Below are 16,218 nucleotides of genomic sequence, written 5' to 3'. Positions count from 1 at the left end.
CGGGCGCCGGCAGGCGTGCGCCGCGCTGACGCGGCCTAGCGGCCGTCGAGGATCATGCAGGTCAGCCGCGCGGTGCACACGCGCCGGCCGTCGTCGTCGGTGACGACGATCTCGTAGGCCGCCGTCGACCGGCCCAGGTGCAGCGCGCGGGCCTCCCCGTGCACGGTCCCCGACCGCACCCCGCGGTGGTGCGTCGCGTTGAGCTCCAGGCCGACCGCCGCGCGCCCCGTCCCGGCGTGCTGCTGCGCCGCGACCGAGGCGAGCGTCTCGGCGAGGGACGCCGTCGCGCCGCCGTGCAGGAGCCCCGCGGGCTGCGTGTTCCCGGCCACCGGCATCGTGCCCGTGGTGAGGTCGGCGGCGACGCCCGTGAGCTCGATGCCGAGGCGCTCGATGAGCGTGCCGCGGCTGGCGGCCGCCCACTGGTCCAGGGTGCTGGGGAGCTCGGGCGTGCCGGTGGAGGTGTCAGCCATGGGCGATAGGTTGGCACCCGTGACGACCTCCGCGCGAACCGGGACCCGCCCACGCCTCCTCCTGATCGACGGCCACTCCATGGCCTACCGCGCGTTCTTCGCGCTGCCGGACACGCTGGTGACCTCCAGCGGCCAGGTGACGAACGCCGTCTACGGGTTCACGTCGATGCTGACCAACTTGCTGCGCGACGAGCAGCCGACGCACGCGGCCGTGGCGTTCGACGCCGGCCGCGTGACGTTCCGCACGGAGCGGTTCCCGGAGTACAAGGGCAACCGTGACGCGACGCCCGAGGTCTTCCGCGGCCAGGTGCCGCTCATCAAGGAGGTCCTCGAGGCGCTGCGCATCCCGGCGCTGCAGCGCGAGGGCATCGAGGCCGACGACATCCTGGCGACGCTCGCCCGCGAGGGGGCCGAGGCGGGCCTGGACGTGCTGGTCTGCTCGGGGGACCGCGACTCGCTGCAGCTCGTGACCGAGCGCGTGACCGTGCTGTACCCGAAGCGCGGGGTCTCGGACCTGGCCCGCATGACGCCGGAGGCGGTCGAGGAGAAGTACGGCGTGCCGCCGCACCAGTACCCCGACCTCGCCGCACTGGTCGGCGAGTCGAGCGACAACCTGCCCGGCGTGGCCGGCGTCGGCCCCAAGACGGCCGCGAAGTGGGTCACGACATACGGCGGGCTGGACGCGCTGCTCGAGCACGTGGACGAGCTCAAGGGCAAGGCCGCCGGGAACCTGCGCGAGGCGATCGACCAGGTGCGTCTCAACCGCGAGCTCAACGCGCTCCTGGACCACCTGGAGCTGCCGCTGGCGATCGACGACCTGACCCTGGCCGGGTTCGACCGCGAGGCCGTGCACCGCGTCTCCGACACCCTCCAGTTCGGCACGCTGCGCGACCGGCTGCTCGCCGCCGACCCGTCTGCGGAGCAGGCCGAGGAGGTCGCGGTCGCCGGGATGCAGGTCGAGCTCGCGGCCCTGGCGGCGGGCGGGCTGGGCGACTGGCTCGCGGCCCGCGCCGGGCGCGCGCTGGGCCTCGAGGTCACGGGCACGCCGACGCCGGGCGCAGGCGACGCCTGGGAGGTGGCGATCGCCGAGGGGCCCTCGGGCGACGGCCAGGGAGCCGCCGTCGCGGTCGACCTCGCGGACGTGCCGCCCGAGGACGAGCGCGCCCTCGCGGCCTGGCTCGCGGACCCTGAGGCGCCGAAGGTCGTGCACGGCGCCAAGGCGGCGTGGCACGAGCTCGCCGGTCGCGGGCTCGACCTGCGAGGCGTCACCTTCGACACGGAGCTCGCGGCGTACCTCTGCTACCCGGACCAGCGCGGCTACGACCTCGCGGACCTCACGGTGCGCCTCCTCGGTCGGGAGCTGTCGGCGGGCGGGGCGGCCGACGCCGGTGGCCAGGGCGCGCTGGACCTGGCTCTGGACGGCGGGGACGACGCCGACGACCCGCGGGCCCGGCAGGCGGCCGTGCGCGCCGCCGCCGTCGTGGAGCTGGCCGAGGCCCTCACGGGGCAGCTCGCCGACCGGGGTGCGGCCGACCTGCTCACCGACCTGGAGCTGCCGCTGACGGCAGTGCTGGGGCGGATGGAGTCCACCGGCATCGCCGCCGACGTCGAGTACCTCACCGAGCTCGAGCGGCAGTTCGCCGCGATGGTGGCCGACGCGGCGGCGGACGCCTACGACGTCATCGGACGGCAGGTGAACCTCGGCAGCCCCAAGCAGCTGCAGGAGGTGCTCTTCGACCAGCTCGGGATGCCCAAGACCAAGAAGATCAAGACGGGTTACACCACCGACGCCGCGTCGCTGCAGGACCTGTACGTCAAGACCGAGCACCCGTTCCTCGAGCACCTCCTGGCGCACCGCGACGCCACGCGCCTGCGCTCGACGGTCGAAGGGCTGCTCAAGTCCGTCGCCCCGGACGGCCGGATCCACACGACGTTCCAGCAGACCATCGCCGCCACGGGGCGCCTGAGCTCCACCGACCCGAACCTGCAGAACATCCCGATCCGCACCGAGGAGGGCCGCCGCATCCGCCGCGCCTTCCGGGTCGGCGAGGGCTACGACACCCTGCTCACCGCGGACTACAGCCAGATCGAGATGCGGATCATGGCGCACCTGTCGGGCGACGAGGGGCTCATCGAGGCGTTCCGGTCGGGGGAGGACCTGCACCGGTACGTGGGCTCGCGTGTCTTCGAGGTGGCCCCCGAGGACGTCACGCCCGAGATGCGCTCCAAGATCAAGGCGATGAGCTACGGCCTCGCCTACGGGCTGAGCGCGTTCGGCCTCTCGCAGCAGCTCACCATCCCCACCAGCGAGGCGCAGTCGCTGATGGACGACTACTTCACGCGGTTCGGCGGGGTGCGCGACTACCTCACCGGCGTCGTGGAGGAGGCGCGGGCCACCGGGTACACGGCGACGATCCTGGGCCGCCGGCGCTACCTGCCGGACCTCACGAGCGACAACCGGCAGCGCCGCCAGATGGCGGAGCGGATGGCGCTCAACGCGCCGATCCAGGGCAGCGCCGCGGACATCATCAAGGTGGCGATGCTCGGCGTGCAGCGCGAGCTGGACGAGCGCGGACTGGCCTCGCGGCTGCTGCTGCAGGTGCACGACGAGCTCGTGGTGGAGGTCGCGCCGGGGGAGCGGGAGGCGGCCGAGGACGTGCTGCGCGGCCAGATGGGCTCCGCGGTGTCTCTCGACGTGCCGCTGGACGTCTCGGTCGGCGTCGGTCCCACCTGGCACGACGCCGGGCACTGAGGGTCCGGGTCCGCCGGGCGCGGCGCGTCAGTCCTTCGTGGTGACGAACACCGCCGTGCCCGGCAGGACGGCGCCGCGCTCGGGGCTCCAGCCGCCCCAGGTCGCGGTGTTCCACGCCGGCCACTCGGGCTCGACGACGTCGCGCAGCCGCAGCCCGGCCGCGGCGACGTCGCGCACGTGGTCGCCGACGGTGCGGTGGTACTCCGCGTACCGGACCTCGCCGCGGTCGTCGGCCTCCACGTAGGGGCGCCGGTCGAAGTACGAGCGGTCGGCGGTGAGCCCGCGGACCGACGGGTCGTCGGGGAACGCCCAGCGCACGGGGTGGGTCACGGAGAACACCCACCGGCCGCCGGGGCGAAGCACGCGCGCCGCCTCGGCGTGGACCCGCGCGGCGTCGGCCACGAACGGGATCGCCCCGTAGGACGTGAAGACCACGTCCGCGCTGCCGGAAGCGAACGGCAGGCGCCGGGCGTCGGCCTGGACGAGGGGGACGACCACGCCCGTCGTCGCGTTGAGGCGTGCGGCGCCGGCGAGCATCCGCGCGGACACGTCCGTGGCGACGACGTGGGCGCCGCGGGCGGCGAGCCAGCGGGCGCAGTGCGCGGCGCCGGCACCGACCTCCACGACGCGGGCGCCGGTGACGTCACCGAGGAGCCCGGCCTCCGCCTCGGTGAGGCCCTCGGGCCCCCAGCGGAAGCCGGCGTCGCCCAGGAACGCGCCGTGCTCGGCGAGGTACTCGGTGGCGTTCTCGTCCCACCACCCCCGGGCGGCCGCGTTGCCGGCGTCGTCCGGGACGTCCTGGTAACCCGCGTGCGAGATCGGGCGCGGCGCGGGAGGATGGTGGCTCACCCGGTCATCGTGGCACGGGCTCCGGACGGGCGGTCGGCGGCGACGCCGGGTGGCTCCCAGGGCGTGTTGACCCCACGCTGCGCCGTCGATAAGATGTTCGGCGGTGCAGTGCGCCCGAGGACGTCCTGGCGTGCGGAACGCAGACGTGCGGATCGTTCGCCACGTCGACTCCCGGTGCACGTACCACAGACCCTGTCCGCACTACGTCCTGTCCGCATCGGAGCATCTACTCAATGACCATCTCCACCACGAAGTCCGCCCCCCAGGTTGCCGTCAACGACATCGGCACCGAAGAGGACTTCCTTGCCGCCGTCGACGCCACCATCAAGTACTTCAACGATGGTGACATCGTGGAAGGCACGATCGTCAAGGTCGACCGCGACGAGGTCCTCCTCGACATCGGTTACAAGACGGAGGGCGTGATCCCGTCCCGGGAGCTCTCCATCAAGCACGACGTGGACCCGGGCGAGGTTGTCGCCGTGGGCGACGCCGTCGAGGCTCTCGTCCTCCAGAAGGAGGACAAGGAGGGTCGCCTGATCCTGTCCAAGAAGCGCGCCCAGTACGAGCGCGCCTGGGGCACGATCGAGAAGATCAAGGAGGAGGACGGCGTCGTCACCGGCACCGTCATCGAGGTCGTCAAGGGTGGCCTCATCCTCGACATCGGTCTCCGTGGCTTCCTCCCCGCCTCCCTCGTGGAGATGCGTCGCGTCCGCGACCTCGCGCCGTACGTCGGCAAGGAGATCGAGGCCAAGATCATCGAGCTCGACAAGAACCGCAACAACGTGGTCCTGTCGCGCCGTGCCTGGCTCGAGCAGACGCAGTCCGAGGTCCGCTCCACCTTCCTGCAGACCCTGCAGAAGGGCCAGGTGCGCCCCGGTGTCGTCTCCTCGATCGTCAACTTCGGTGCGTTCGTGGACCTCGGCGGCGTCGACGGTCTGGTGCACGTCTCGGAGCTGTCCTGGAAGCACATCGACCACCCGTCCGAGGTCGTCGAGGTGGGCCAGGAGGTCACCGTCGAGGTTCTCGACGTCGACTTCGACCGCGAGCGTGTCTCCCTGTCGCTGAAGGCGACGCAGGAGGACCCGTGGCAGACCTTCGCCCGCACGCACGCCATCGGCCAGGTCGTGCCCGGCAAGGTCACCAAGCTGGTGCCGTTCGGTGCGTTCGTCCGCGTGGAGGACGGCATCGAGGGTCTCGTGCACATCTCGGAGCTGGCCGTGCGCCACGTCGAGCTGCCCGAGCAGGTCGTCAGCGTCGGCGCCGAGGTGTTCGTCAAGGTCATCGACATCGACCTCGAGCGTCGCCGCATCTCGCTCTCGCTCAAGCAGGCCAACGAGGGCATGGACCCGGAGTCCGAGGACTTCGACCCCGCGCTCTACGGCATGGCTGCCGAGTACGACGAGAACGGCGAGTACAAGTACCCCGAGGGCTTCGACCCGGAGACCAACGAGTGGCTCGAGGGCTTCGAGACGCAGCGCGAGGCCTGGGAGGCGGAGTACGCCAAGGCGCACGCCCGCTGGGAGTCGCACCGCGAGCAGGTCCGTGCGGCCATCGCGGCGGACGCCGACGCGGCCGTGAACGACGCGGTCCCCGGCAGCAGCTCGTCGAGCAGCAGCTCCTCGTCGTCCTCCTACTCGTCGGCGGCGCCGGCGCAGGAGGCCGCGGGCACGCTCGCCTCGGACGAGGCGCTCGCCGCGCTCCGCGAGAAGCTCACGGGTAACTGATCCGACCGGGTCGGCCACGACCCACCGGACGCCCACGGCGGCCCGTCACCCCTCGGGGTGGCGGGCCGCCGTCGTGCGCGCGGGGAGTGCCGGCGCGGTGCGCGCCCCTTGCGTCGAGGGTGGGTCGGCGTCGCGGACCCGGTGCGCCACCGGAAGCGGCCGGCGGCCGCTCGGCCCCGACGCGCGAGCGGCTACTCGGCCGCCGGGGCCTCGGCGTCGGCGAACTGGGTGGCGTAGAGCTCGGCGTACAGCCCGCCGGCGGCCAGGAGCTCGGGGTGTGTCCCGACCTCGACGACCTGGCCGTCGGCCAGCACGACGATGGCGTCCGCGGCGCGGACGGTCGAGAGCCGGTGGGCGATGACCAGGGAGGTGCGGCCGGCCAGCGCCTGGTCGAGCGCCGCCTGCACGGCCGCCTCGGACTCGGAGTCGAGGTGCGCGGTGGCCTCGTCGAGCACGACGACGTCCGGCGCCTTGAGCAGGAGCCGGGCGATGGCGAGCCGCTGGCGTTCCCCGCCGGAGAGCCGGTAGCCGCGGTCGCCGACGACGGTGTCCACCCCCTCCGGCAGCCGCGCGACGAGGTCCCAGATCCGGGCCTGGCGCAGGGCCCGCTCCAGGTCCTCGTCGGAGGCGTCGGGGCGGGCGAAGCGCAGGTTGGCCGCGACCGTGTCGTGGAAGAGGTGCGCCTCCTGCGAGACCACGCCGACGGTGCCGCGTAGCGACGCCGCCGTGACGTCGCGCAGGTCCTCCCCGGCGATCCGCACGGCCCCGGAGGTCGGGTCGTACATGCGCGACACGAGCTGGGAGACGGTGGTCTTGCCCGCGCCGGACGGTCCGACGAGTGCGACCATGGCGCCCGCCGGCACGGTGAAGGAGACGTCGTGCAGGGTGTCGTCGGTGGGGTCCGAGCGCAGCGTCGCGACGGACTCGAGGGAGGCCAGCGAGACCTCCTCGGCGGTCGGGTAGCGGAACGTGACCCGGTCCAGCTCGACGGAGGCGCCCTGGCTCGCCACCGCCGCGCGGAGGTCGGCGGCGGCCGGCCTCTCGGTGATCGCCGGCTCGAGGTCGAGCACCTCGAGCACGCGCTCGAAGCTCACCAGCGCCGTCATGACGTCCACCTGCACGTTCGACATGGCCGACAGCGGACCGTACAGGCGACCGAGGTAGGCGGTGAGGGCCACGACGGTGCCCACCGTGAGCTCGCCCGCGATGGCCTGCAGCCCCCCGAGCCCGTAGACCAGGGCGATCGCGACGGAGGCCAGGGTCGTCAGGCCCACCCGGAACCAGGTGCCGAGCAGCGCGGTGCGCACCCCGAGGTCGCGCAGCCGGCGCACCTGGGTCTCGTAGCGCGCGCTCTCGAGGTCGGGGTCGCCGAACACCTTGACGAGGTGCGCGCCGGCGACGTTGAAGCGCTCGTTCATCATCTGGCCGGCGTCCGCGTTGAGGTCGTAGCCGGTGCGGGCCAGCGCGGCGAGCCTGCGGCCGAACCAGCGCGCGGGGAGCACGAACGCGGGCAGGAGGACCAGGGACACGAGCGTGAGGCGCCAGGACATGGCGAACATGGCCGCGAGCGTGAACACGATCGTCAGGCCGTTGGAGACCACGGTCTGCAGCGTCGACGTGAACGCCTGCTGCGCGCCGAGGACGTCGCCGTTGAGGCGTTGCACGAGGGCGCCGGTGCGCGCCCGGGCGAAGAACGCGAGCGACATCCGCTGCACGTGGTCGAAGACGGCGGTGCGCAGGTCGAGGATGAGACCCTCGCCCACGCGGGACGACAACCAGCGTTCGGCCACGGCGAGCGCGGCGGAGGCGAGCGCGATCGCGACGGCCGCCGCGGCCATCGAGAGGACCAGCGCCCGGTCGCCGTGGGCGATGCCGTCGTCGATGAGCCGCCGGAACAGCAGCGGAGTCACGGCGCCGGCCCCCGCGCTGAGCACCAGGAGGGCGACGAAGCCGGCGAGCTGGGCCCGGTACGGCCGGGCGAAGGCGAGGATCCGCCGGAGCGTCGAGCCCGTCAGGCGTCGGTCCTTGACCGACGAGTCCTTCAGGTACGAGCGCATCATGCCGCCGCCCGCCATGCCACCTCCCCCTCGCGCCGCGGCCCGGTGCCGTGGGCGCTCATGGCGGGAAGCCTACGCCGGGGGCAGGATGGTCCCCATGCTTCGCATCGGCCTCACGGGCGGCATCGCCGCAGGCAAGTCCGTCGTCGCGCGCCGCCTCGCCGAGCTGGGCGCCGTGGTGATCGACCACGACGTCCTCGCGCGCGAGGTGGTGGCCCCGGGCACGGTCGGGCTCGAGGAGGTGGCGGCGGCCTTCGGCGACGGGGTGCTCGCCGACGACGGCTCGCTGGACCGCCCGGCGCTCGGGCGTCTCGTGTTCGACGACGCGGCGGCTCGGGAACGCCTCGAGGGCATCCTGCACCCCGAGATCCGCCGGATCGCCGCCGAGCGGGAGGCGCTGGCCGGCGCGGCCGACGACCGCGCCGTCGTCGTGCACGACATCCCGCTCCTGGTCGAGACGGGTCAGGCCGACCGCTTCCACCTGCTCGTCGTGGTGCACGCCCCGGCCGAGCAGCGGGTCCGACGGCTCGTCGACGGCCGCGGGCTCGACGAGCCCGCGGCGCGCGCCCGGGTCGCGGCCCAGGCGACGGACGCCGAACGGGTCGCGGTCGCCGACGTCACCCTGGACGGCTCGGGCGCCGAGGACGGGCTGCGCGACCAGGTCGACGCCCTGTGGCAGCGCCTGTGCGCCGAGGTGGACGAGGAGTCCGACGCTGCGGCCGAGGCCTGACGGCGCGACGACGACGGCGACGACGATGGCGCCCGGTGCGGGGAAGGCCGCCGCGTCGGCCGCGACCTGGGCCGGGTCGTCGCTGGCCGATCGTGATCGCGTCCGGGTGATGTCGGAGCTCCACGTGCCCGCCGGGTCGTCGACCAGGCCTTTCGGTCACGGTGCACCCCGTCCCGACGGGCAGGTCGCCGATCGGGTCCGAGGTCTCGCCGGCGGCGAGGGTGACGCTCCCCGTCGTCACCTCGTCCGGCGTGGTGCAGACCCGGTCGACGGTGAACTCGTCCGCCGTGCCGCCGTCGTCCCCGGTCACCTCCTTGGTGATCGTGACCGCGCCCGCCGTGCTGCTCGTGACGTCGTTCGTGACCGTCACGACGCGTGCGGACGGGTCGCCCACGGCGACGGAGCACACGGTCCCCACGGGGAAGCCGTCGAGCGCCAGCTCCTCGCCGTCGGCCAGCGGCCAGTCGCCGGAAGAGCTGCCGTCGGAGGGGAAGAACGACGGTCGGAGGACGTCACCTGGTCGCCCTCGACCAGGTCCGCCGGGCCGTTGACGACGGTCCCGTCGGCCGCGACCTCCACCGTGCCCGACCGGCCCACGCTCGCCGACCCCTCCGGTCCGGTGACCTCCCAGGCGACCGTGAAGGTGGTGGCGTCCGGCACCTCGTCGGCACCGCCGCCCGTGACGTCCTTCGCCAGCCAGAACGTGCCCGGCATCGCTCGCGCGCAGCCGAGGGCGCCGTCGAACGGGTACGCGTGGAACTCCTTGCCCGAAACCGCCGAAGGTGTTCGTGTGCACCAGGTCGCTCGGCGTGCACGTGCAGCCGTTGACGCCTGCGTAGCTCTGGTCGAGGGGCGACGGTGCGCTGCCGACCAGGATCGACCCGGGCAGCTGGGCCCCGCCGCTGATCGTCAGGTCGTCCGAGAACGGGTAGCTCCGCAGGATCGACCGGACGTGCTCCAGTCCCGCCGTGCCCGAGCCGAGGGGCGCCGGCAGGTCGAAGACGACCAGGTCGCCGCCGCCGTCGCTGGTGAGGGTGACGTCGGGGCCTGCCTGGGCCACCGTGCCGTGCTCGAGCGCGAGCGTGCCGCCCGCGTCGGTCACCGACATCGCGCTGGTGGTGCTCAGCTCGGCGTAGCACTGCTGGGCGTAGCGGGTCATCTTCCCGCCCGCCCGATGAGATCGGTGTAGTGGTCTGTCTCGAGCACGCTCGCGTCGTCGAGCAGCACGTTCTGGAACTGGGCCGGTGGGTCCCGGTTGGCCGTGTCCGACTCTCCGAGCTGGCCGAAGGGGCCGCCGGTGGCATCGTCGAAGGGGTCGCGGAGGTTGCGCACGCCGCCGACCCGGATCGTGCCCGTGCGGTACGGGACGATCGGGCTGCCGACGATGACGTTGCCCGGGCGCGCGCGGGCGGGTCCGGGCAGCCCCCCCGGACCGGCCCGGCACGCGGGCCTGCTCGATCCCGCGCGGGCCGGTCAGGCGCCCGCGTCGACCGCGGGCTTCCGGCGGCGGAGCACCACGAGCAGCGCCCCGGCGCCGAGGAGGGCGGCGCCGAGCGCGGCGGTCATGACCACGGCCGCCCCGGTGCGCGGCAGCTCGTCGTCGGCCTCCGGTCGCGCCGCCTCCGGGCTCGGGGTGCTGGCGCCCGCCACGACGTCGGCCGCGACATCGACGTCCGGGGAGCTCGCGTCGGGACCGTCCACGGCCGCGCCGGACGGCGTGCCGGCCGACGGCGCGGGCTCAGGGCGGGTGGCCTCCGTCGACGGGGTCTCCTCCGGAGCCGGCTCTGTCGGCGCGGGCGTCTCCGTGCCGTCCGCCTCGCCCCCCTCGGTGGTCGTCTCGTCCGGAGGGGTCACCGTGCCCTCGCCCGGGACCGTGTCGCACTCGCCGGACCACGGGTAGTTGTGGTGCTCGAGGCCGCTCCCGCCGGTACCGAGGTCCAGGTCCCCGCCCACCCACAGACGCCCGTTGGTGTGCGCGCCCTGCCGGACGTCGGCGCGCGGCGCGAGGATCGAGCCGACGAGCTGGCTGCCCCCGGCGAGCTCGAGCGTCGACGCCCGGCCGAAGTTCCACACGATCCGCGGCGCCCAGGCGCCGAGCGCCGCGCCGTCGTCGATCCGGTCGCCGACGGTCCCGGCGGCGGTGTGGACCGTGTCGAGGCGTCCGGCGTCGCCGCTCACGTTGACGACCACGCGGGCGTCGCCCACGTGGGTGAGAACCAGGGTGTCGAGCGTCGCGGCCTCGGCGGTCGTGAGCGAGAAGACCTGCGGGTCGGAGACGTCGTCCCCGACGAGCGTCGGGTAGGCCCCGGAGGTGTCGAGCCGACCCGTCGGCTCGAGGCCGGAGAACGCGGCCGAGGCCGTGTCGAGGTCTGCGCCCGCGCGCGCCGCGATCGTCGCGGCGTCGGCGGACCGCGTGCGGCTCGCCCCGCCGTTGAGCTCGATCTCGCCGGTGGCGACGCCGCCGGTGCGCACGTCGCCGCCGCCGGGCACGCCGTGGTTGACGTCCAGCCGCGAGCCGGGAGACACGGTGACGTCGCCCGCCGAGACGAGGACGTCGCCCGGCGTGGGCACCACGCCCGAGCCCACGCCGACGCGGCCGAGGTTCAGCAGGCCGGCGTCGACGGTGGTGCTGCCCGCCACGACGAGCCGGCCCTCGCTCTCGGCCGCGGCCTGGTGGGCCACGTAGTCCCCGCCGACGTAGACCGCGACGCCGGAGTCGGTCGAGGTGAGGTCGTTCTGCAGCCCGGGGAGCAGCCCGAGCGAGCAGACGGGGTTGCCCGAGCCCGTCGTGGCGGCCGTCGACGGGAGCGCCGCCGCACCGCCCGCGACCGCGCCGGCGGCGGCGACGGCCGCCCCCAGGCCCAGCGCGAGCGGGCGGAGCAGGAGGCGGGAACGGGCAGGGCGAGGGGCGGTGGCGCGCATGGGTCTCCTGGGTGAGGGCGGCCCGTCGCACGGTCTTCGGGCGGGGGCCGGACGGTCGGTCCCGCGCCCGGGCTGAAAGGGGGGTGGCCCGGGCGCGGGCTCGCCGTCACCCTAGGGTTTGCGTGGGCACCTGACAAAACAGATGTCGGATATTTCACCCGCTCGGGCGTCCGTGGGACCCTGCGGCAGGTGGGCTGTCGGAGGGTCGCCGTACCGTGGTGGCATGCGACCCGTGACCGACCTGCAGCGTGCGGTGGCCCCCTTCGAGGTGGTGTCCGAGTACCAGCCGTCCGGTGACCAGCCGACGGCGATCGCGGACCTCACCTCGCGTGTGCAGGCGGGGGAGAAGGACGTCGTGCTGCTCGGCGCCACCGGTACCGGCAAGAGCGCCACCACCGCGTGGCTCATCGAGAAGCTGCAGCGGCCCACCCTCGTCATGGCGCCGAACAAGACCCTCGCGGCGCAGCTCGCCACGGAGTTCCGCGAGCTGCTGCCGAACAACGCCGTCGAGTACTTCGTCTCGTACTACGACTACTACCAGCCCGAGGCGTACATCGCGCAGACGGACACCTACATCGAGAAGGACTCGTCGATCAACGACGAGGTCGAGCGCCTGCGCCACTCCGCGACGTCGTCGCTGCTGACCCGGCGCGACGTCGTGGTGGTCGCGTCGGTGTCCTGCATCTACGGCCTCGGCACGCCGCAGGAGTACGTCGACCGGATGGTGCGGCTCGACGTCGGCGACCTCGTCGACCGCGACGACATGCTGCGGCGCTTCGTCCAGATGCAGTACACGCGCAACGACACGGCGTTCACGCGCGGCACCTTCCGGGTCCGGGGCGACACGGTCGAGATCATCCCGGTGTACGAGGAGCTCGCCGTGCGCATCGAGATGTTCGGCGACGAGATCGAGTCGATCCAGACGCTCCACCCGCTCACCGGCGAGGTGATCCGGGAGGAGCGGAGCGTCTACCTGTTCCCGGCCACGCACTACGTGGCCGGCCCCGAGCGCATGGAGCGCGCGATCGGCGGGATCGAGACGGAGCTCGCCGACCGCCTCGCCGAGCTCGAGCGGCAGAACAAGCTCCTGGAGGCGCAGCGCCTGCGCATGCGCACCACCTACGACATCGAGATGATGCGCCAGATCGGCACGTGCAGCGGCATCGAGAACTACTCGCGGCACATCGACGGTCGCGAGCAGGGGTCGCCGCCGAACACGCTGCTCGACTACTTCCCCGAGGACTTCCTGCTCGTCATCGACGAGTCGCACCAGACGGTGCCGCAGATCGGAGCCATGTTCGAGGGCGACATGTCGCGCAAGCGGTCGCTCGTCGAGCACGGGTTCCGCCTGCCGAGCGCGATGGACAACCGGCCGCTGCGCTGGGAGGAGTTCGTCGAGCGGATCGGCCAGACGGTCTACCTGTCCGCGACGCCCGGCGACTACGAGCTGTCGATGTCGGACGGCGTCGTCGAGCAGGTCATCCGGCCCACCGGGCTCGTCGACCCCGAGGTCATCGTCAAGCCGACCACCGGCCAGATCGACGACCTGCTGCACGAGATCCGCGAGCGAGTGGAGAAGGACGAGCGCGTCCTCGTCACCACCCTGACCAAGAAGATGGCCGAGGACCTCACCGACTACTTCCTCGAGAAGGACGTGCGGGTGCGCTACCTGCACTCGGAGGTGGACACGCTGCGGCGCGTCGAGCTGCTCCGCGAGCTGCGGCTGGGGGAGTACGACGTGCTGGTCGGCATCAACCTGCTGCGCGAGGGCCTCGACCTGCCGGAGGTGTCCCTCGTCGCGATCCTCGACGCGGACAAGGAGGGCTTCCTGCGCTCGGAGCGGTCGCTCATCCAGACGATCGGCCGCGCGGCCCGCAACGTCACCGGCCAGGTGCACATGTATGCCGACAAGATCACGCCCGCCATGCGGTACGCGCTCGACGAGACCGACCGGCGGCGCGCCAAGCAGGTCGCGTACAACACCGAGCGCGGCATCGACCCGCAGCCGCTGCGCAAGAAGATCGCCGACGTCACCGACATGCTCGCCCGCGAGGACATCGACACCCAGGAGCTGCTGTCCGGCGGCTACCGGAAGGCGCCCGCGTCGGGGCAGGGCCGGGGCCGCGCGCCGGTGCCGGGCTCGCCGAAGGAGGGCGCGACGACGGGCAACCGCCTCGCCGGCGCGGCCGCGGGCGAGCTCGCGGAGCTGATCCAGGAGCTGAGCGACCAGATGCATGCCGCGGCGGCGGAGCTGCAGTTCGAGGTCGCGGCGCGGCTGCGCGACGAGATCGGCGGCCTGAAGAAGGAGCTCCGCCAGATGCAGGCGGCTACCGCCTGAGGCGGCGACCGCACCTCTGGCAGGACGGTGCGCCGCCGGGCCCCGGACCTGTGCCGGGGCGCCGTTTCGCGTCCTGACGTGCGCGGATCCGGTGCCCGGGGTGTCATGTAGGGTATGCGGGTTGGAGGGGAGTACCCCGCCCACGATGAGGTCGTCATCACGTCCGGCACCGACGCCGGTCCGGCCTCGTCGGCCCGGACGCACGGCGCGCAGCCTGCCCGGGTGGGGAAGACCTCCGGTGCTCAGTGCTACGTACCGGAGGTTGGTCAATGAACGTGCCCTTGTGGGTCTGGATCGTCACCGTCGTCGTCATCCTGGCGATGCTCGCCGTCGACTACGTCGGCCACGTGCGCACCCCGCACGCCCCGACCCTCCGCGAGTCCGCCACGTGGTCCCTCGCCTACGTCGCGGTCGCCCTGGTGTTCGGAGTGGTCGTCTGGATCGTGTGGGGCGGGCAGTACGGCGGGGAGTACTTCGCCGGGTACATCACCGAGAAGTCGCTCAGCGTCGACAACCTGTTCGTGTTCGTCCTCATCATGACGAGCTTCCGGGTACCGCGGGAGTACCAGCAGCGTGTGCTCCTCATCGGCATCACCATCGCGCTGGTGCTGCGCACGGTCTTCATCGTCGCGGGCGCGGCGATCATCGCGAACTTCGCGTGGGTCTTCTACGTCTTCGGCGCGTTCCTCATCTGGACGGCGATCGCCCAGGCCCGCTCGGGCACGGGGCACGACGAGGAGTGGAACGAGAACGGCGTCCTGCGCCTGACGCGGCGCCTGTTCCCGACGACGGAGACGTACGTCGGCGACAAGATGATCGCGAAGATCGACGGCAAGCGGTTCATCACGCCGATGCTCATCGTCATGGTCGCCATCGGCAGCGCGGACCTGCTGTTCGCCGTGGACTCCATCCCCGCGATCTTCGGGCTCACGCAGGAGACGTACCTCGTCTTCGCGGCCAACGCGTTCTCGCTGCTCGGGCTGCGCCAGCTCTACTTCCTCGTCGACGGACTGCTCGACAGGCTCGTCTACCTCAACTACGGCCTGGCCGCGATCCTCGGCTTCATCGGCGTCAAGCTGGTGATCCACGCCCTGCACACCAACGAGGTGCCGTTCGTCAACGGCGGGCAGCACGTGGAGGCGATCCCCGAGATCCCGACCTCGCTGTCCCTCGGCTTCATCGTGGTGGTGCTCGCCGTCACGACGATCGCCTCCCTGGCCCGGGACCGCCGTGACCGTCGGGTCGCGGCGGGCGCGCCCTCGTCCTCCGAAGGAGATGCATGATCCACGAGCTGCCGTTCTGGTTCGAGGCGGCGTCGCTCGCAGCACTGATCCTGCTGCTGGCCGCCGACCTCGCGATCGTGGGCCGCCGGCCCCACGTCCCGTCGATGAAGGAGAGCGGCCTGTGGGTCGCCTTCTACGTGGGACTGGCCCTGGTGTTCGGGCTGGTCGTGCTCGCGGTCGGGGGCGCCGCGCCGGCGGGCGAGTTCTACGCAGGCTGGCTCACCGAGTACTCGCTGAGCGTCGACAACCTGTTCGTCTTCGTCATCATCATGTCGCGCTTCGCGGTGCCCAAGCAGCACCAGCAGATGGTCCTGATGGTCGGCATCATCATCGCCCTCGTGCTGCGCGGGGCGTTCATCCTCGCGGGCGCGGCCATCCTCGAGCAGTTCGTGTGGGTGTTCTACCTGTTCGGCGCGTTCCTCATCTACACCGCGATCAAGCTGGTCGCGGGCGACGACGAGGACGAGTACAAGGAGAACGTCGCGATCCGCGCGCTGCGGCGGGTGCTGCCGCTGAGCGAGAAGTACGACGGCGCGAAGGTGCGCACCGTCGTCGACGGCAAGAAGCTCTTCACCCCGATGCTCGTGGTCTTCGTGGCGATCGGCTCGACGGACCTGCTGTTCGCGCTCGACTCGATCCCCGCGATCTTCGGCCTGACGAAGGACCCGTTCATCGTCTTCACCGCGAACATCTTCGCGCTCATGGGCCTGCGGCAGCTGTACTTCCTGCTGGGTGGCCTGCTGGAGCGGCTGGTGTACCTGCCGATCGCGCTCGCGGTGATCCTCGGCTTCATCGGCGTCAAGCTCATCCTCGAGGCGCTGCACACCAACACGCTGCCGTTCCTCAACGGCGGCGAGCCCGTCGCGTGGGCGCCGGAGATCCCGATCTGGCTGTCGCTCGTGATCATTCTCGGGTCGCTCGCGATCGCGACGGTCGCGAGCCTGGCCAAGACCCGCCGCACCGCCGTGGTGGCGGCCGAGGGCGTCGAGGGCGTCGAGGACGCGGCCTCGGAGGAGTCGCCCGGTCGCTGACGGCGACAGCCGCGAAGGAAGAGCCCAACAAAACACCGTCACGAGCCCCCTCTCCTCCCCAG

The 16,218-nt window shown here is 72.6% G+C and carries 14 protein-coding genes; 7 read left to right on the top strand and 7 right to left on the bottom strand.

Annotation, left to right across the window (positions count from 1 at the left end):
* Positions 1-35: 35 nt before the first annotated feature.
* A complete protein-coding gene (locus ACWF41_RS07850; RefSeq protein ID WP_380326064.1) occupies positions 36-470 on the bottom strand; it encodes a hotdog fold thioesterase in 435 nt (144 codons plus the stop codon).
* On the opposite strand from ACWF41_RS07850, the gene polA reads away from it, so the two are divergent.
* Entirely contained in the window at positions 469-3,222 is a 2,754-nt protein-coding gene (gene polA / locus ACWF41_RS07845; protein ID WP_380326061.1) for a DNA polymerase I, read from the top strand. The genes ACWF41_RS07850 and polA overlap by 2 nt on opposite strands.
* Before the next feature lie 27 nt (positions 3,223-3,249).
* Here polA and ACWF41_RS07840 read toward each other — a convergent pair whose 3' ends face one another.
* Entirely contained in the window at positions 3,250-4,071 is an 822-nt protein-coding gene (locus ACWF41_RS07840) for a class I SAM-dependent methyltransferase (RefSeq protein ID WP_380326058.1), read from the bottom strand.
* Between the two features lie 233 nt (positions 4,072-4,304).
* On the opposite strand from ACWF41_RS07840, the gene rpsA reads away from it, so the two are divergent.
* Positions 4,305-5,795 (top strand): 30S ribosomal protein S1, encoded by a 1,491-nt coding sequence (gene rpsA / locus ACWF41_RS07835; RefSeq protein WP_380326055.1) that lies wholly within the window; start codon positions 4,305-4,307, stop codon positions 5,793-5,795.
* A gap of 191 nt (positions 5,796-5,986) precedes the next feature.
* On the opposite strand, the gene ACWF41_RS07830 is transcribed toward rpsA, so the two are convergent.
* Positions 5,987-7,870 carry an ABC transporter ATP-binding protein gene (locus ACWF41_RS07830; RefSeq protein ID WP_380324843.1) on the bottom strand — a complete coding sequence of 628 codons (1,884 nt, stop codon included), beginning with the start codon at positions 7,868-7,870 and terminating at the stop codon, positions 5,987-5,989.
* 79 nt (positions 7,871-7,949) lie between these two features.
* On the opposite strand from ACWF41_RS07830, the gene coaE reads away from it, so the two are divergent.
* Positions 7,950-8,582: a dephospho-CoA kinase gene (gene coaE / locus ACWF41_RS07825; RefSeq protein ID WP_380324846.1), complete on the top strand. Its 633-nt coding sequence runs from the start codon at positions 7,950-7,952 to the stop codon at positions 8,580-8,582.
* Here coaE and ACWF41_RS07820 read toward each other — a convergent pair.
* Together ACWF41_RS07820 and ACWF41_RS07815 are read right to left on the bottom strand one after the other, a co-directional pair.
* Complete coding sequence (locus tag ACWF41_RS07820) at positions 8,470-8,952, bottom strand: DUF5979 domain-containing protein (protein ID WP_452182348.1); 483 nt, start codon at positions 8,950-8,952, stop codon at positions 8,470-8,472. The genes coaE and ACWF41_RS07820 overlap by 113 nt on opposite strands.
* Positions 8,949-9,296, bottom strand: a complete 348-nt coding sequence (locus ACWF41_RS07815; RefSeq protein ID WP_452182353.1) for a hypothetical protein — start codon at positions 9,294-9,296, stop codon at positions 8,949-8,951. The genes ACWF41_RS07820 and ACWF41_RS07815 overlap by 4 nt, the downstream gene beginning before the upstream one ends.
* 254 nt (positions 9,297-9,550) lie before the next feature.
* On the opposite strand from ACWF41_RS07815, the gene ACWF41_RS07810 reads away from it, so the two are divergent.
* Entirely contained in the window at positions 9,551-9,718 is a 168-nt protein-coding gene (locus ACWF41_RS07810; RefSeq protein WP_452182351.1) for a hypothetical protein, read from the top strand.
* A 19-nt stretch (positions 9,719-9,737) separates the two neighbouring features.
* Here the strand turns inward: ACWF41_RS07810 and ACWF41_RS07805 are convergent, their stop codons facing one another.
* Positions 9,738-9,914, bottom strand: coding sequence for a hypothetical protein (locus tag ACWF41_RS07805; protein ID WP_380324852.1), 177 nt, complete (start codon positions 9,912-9,914; stop codon positions 9,738-9,740).
* A 141-nt stretch (positions 9,915-10,055) separates the two neighbouring features.
* Positions 10,056-11,504: a choice-of-anchor A family protein gene (locus ACWF41_RS07800; protein ID WP_380324855.1), complete on the bottom strand. Its 1,449-nt coding sequence runs from the start codon at positions 11,502-11,504 to the stop codon at positions 10,056-10,058.
* Between the two features lie 223 nt (positions 11,505-11,727).
* Between ACWF41_RS07800 and uvrB the strand changes: the two genes are divergently transcribed.
* The 3 genes from uvrB to ACWF41_RS07785 all read left to right on the top strand — a co-directional run bounded on the left by uvrB (position 11,728) and on the right by ACWF41_RS07785 (position 16,156).
* The gene (uvrB, locus tag ACWF41_RS07795) at positions 11,728-13,842 is read left to right on the top strand and encodes an excinuclease ABC subunit UvrB (protein WP_380324858.1); all 2,115 of its coding nucleotides are present in this window, start codon (positions 11,728-11,730) and stop codon (positions 13,840-13,842) included.
* 269 nt (positions 13,843-14,111) lie between these two features.
* Positions 14,112-15,125 (top strand): TerC family protein, encoded by a 1,014-nt coding sequence (locus ACWF41_RS07790; protein WP_380324861.1) that lies wholly within the window; start codon positions 14,112-14,114, stop codon positions 15,123-15,125.
* Positions 15,122-16,156, top strand: a complete 1,035-nt coding sequence (locus tag ACWF41_RS07785; protein ID WP_380347108.1) for a TerC family protein — start codon at positions 15,122-15,124, stop codon at positions 16,154-16,156. The genes ACWF41_RS07790 and ACWF41_RS07785 overlap by 4 nt, the downstream gene beginning before the upstream one ends.
* Positions 16,157-16,218: the final 62 nt, after the last annotated feature.

This window comes from Isoptericola sp. NPDC055063, from assembly GCF_053608125.1.
The sequence above is the reverse complement of the archived record's forward strand: the minus strand, read 5'-3'. Positions and strand labels throughout refer to the sequence as shown.

Excerpts from the sequence above, each read along its gene's own strand:
- polA (WP_380326061.1), top strand. The coding sequence starts at position 469 with ATGGGCGATAGGTTGGCACCCGTGACGACCTCCGCGCGAACCGGGACC.
- ACWF41_RS07850 (WP_380326064.1), bottom strand. The coding sequence starts at position 470 with ATGGCTGACACCTCCACCGGCACGCCCGAGCTCCCCAGCACCCTGGAC.
- rpsA (WP_380326055.1), top strand. The coding sequence starts at position 4,305 with ATGACCATCTCCACCACGAAGTCCGCCCCCCAGGTTGCCGTCAACGAC.
- ACWF41_RS07830 (WP_380324843.1), bottom strand. The coding sequence starts at position 7,870 with ATGGCGGGCGGCGGCATGATGCGCTCGTACCTGAAGGACTCGTCGGTC.
- coaE (WP_380324846.1), top strand. The coding sequence starts at position 7,950 with ATGCTTCGCATCGGCCTCACGGGCGGCATCGCCGCAGGCAAGTCCGTC.
- ACWF41_RS07815 (WP_452182353.1), bottom strand. The coding sequence starts at position 9,296 with ATGCCGGGCACGTTCTGGCTGGCGAAGGACGTCACGGGCGGCGGTGCC.
- ACWF41_RS07800 (WP_380324855.1), bottom strand. The coding sequence starts at position 11,504 with ATGCGCGCCACCGCCCCTCGCCCTGCCCGTTCCCGCCTCCTGCTCCGC.
- uvrB (WP_380324858.1), top strand. The coding sequence starts at position 11,728 with ATGCGACCCGTGACCGACCTGCAGCGTGCGGTGGCCCCCTTCGAGGTG.
- ACWF41_RS07790 (WP_380324861.1), top strand. The coding sequence starts at position 14,112 with ATGAACGTGCCCTTGTGGGTCTGGATCGTCACCGTCGTCGTCATCCTG.
- ACWF41_RS07785 (WP_380347108.1), top strand. The coding sequence starts at position 15,122 with ATGATCCACGAGCTGCCGTTCTGGTTCGAGGCGGCGTCGCTCGCAGCA.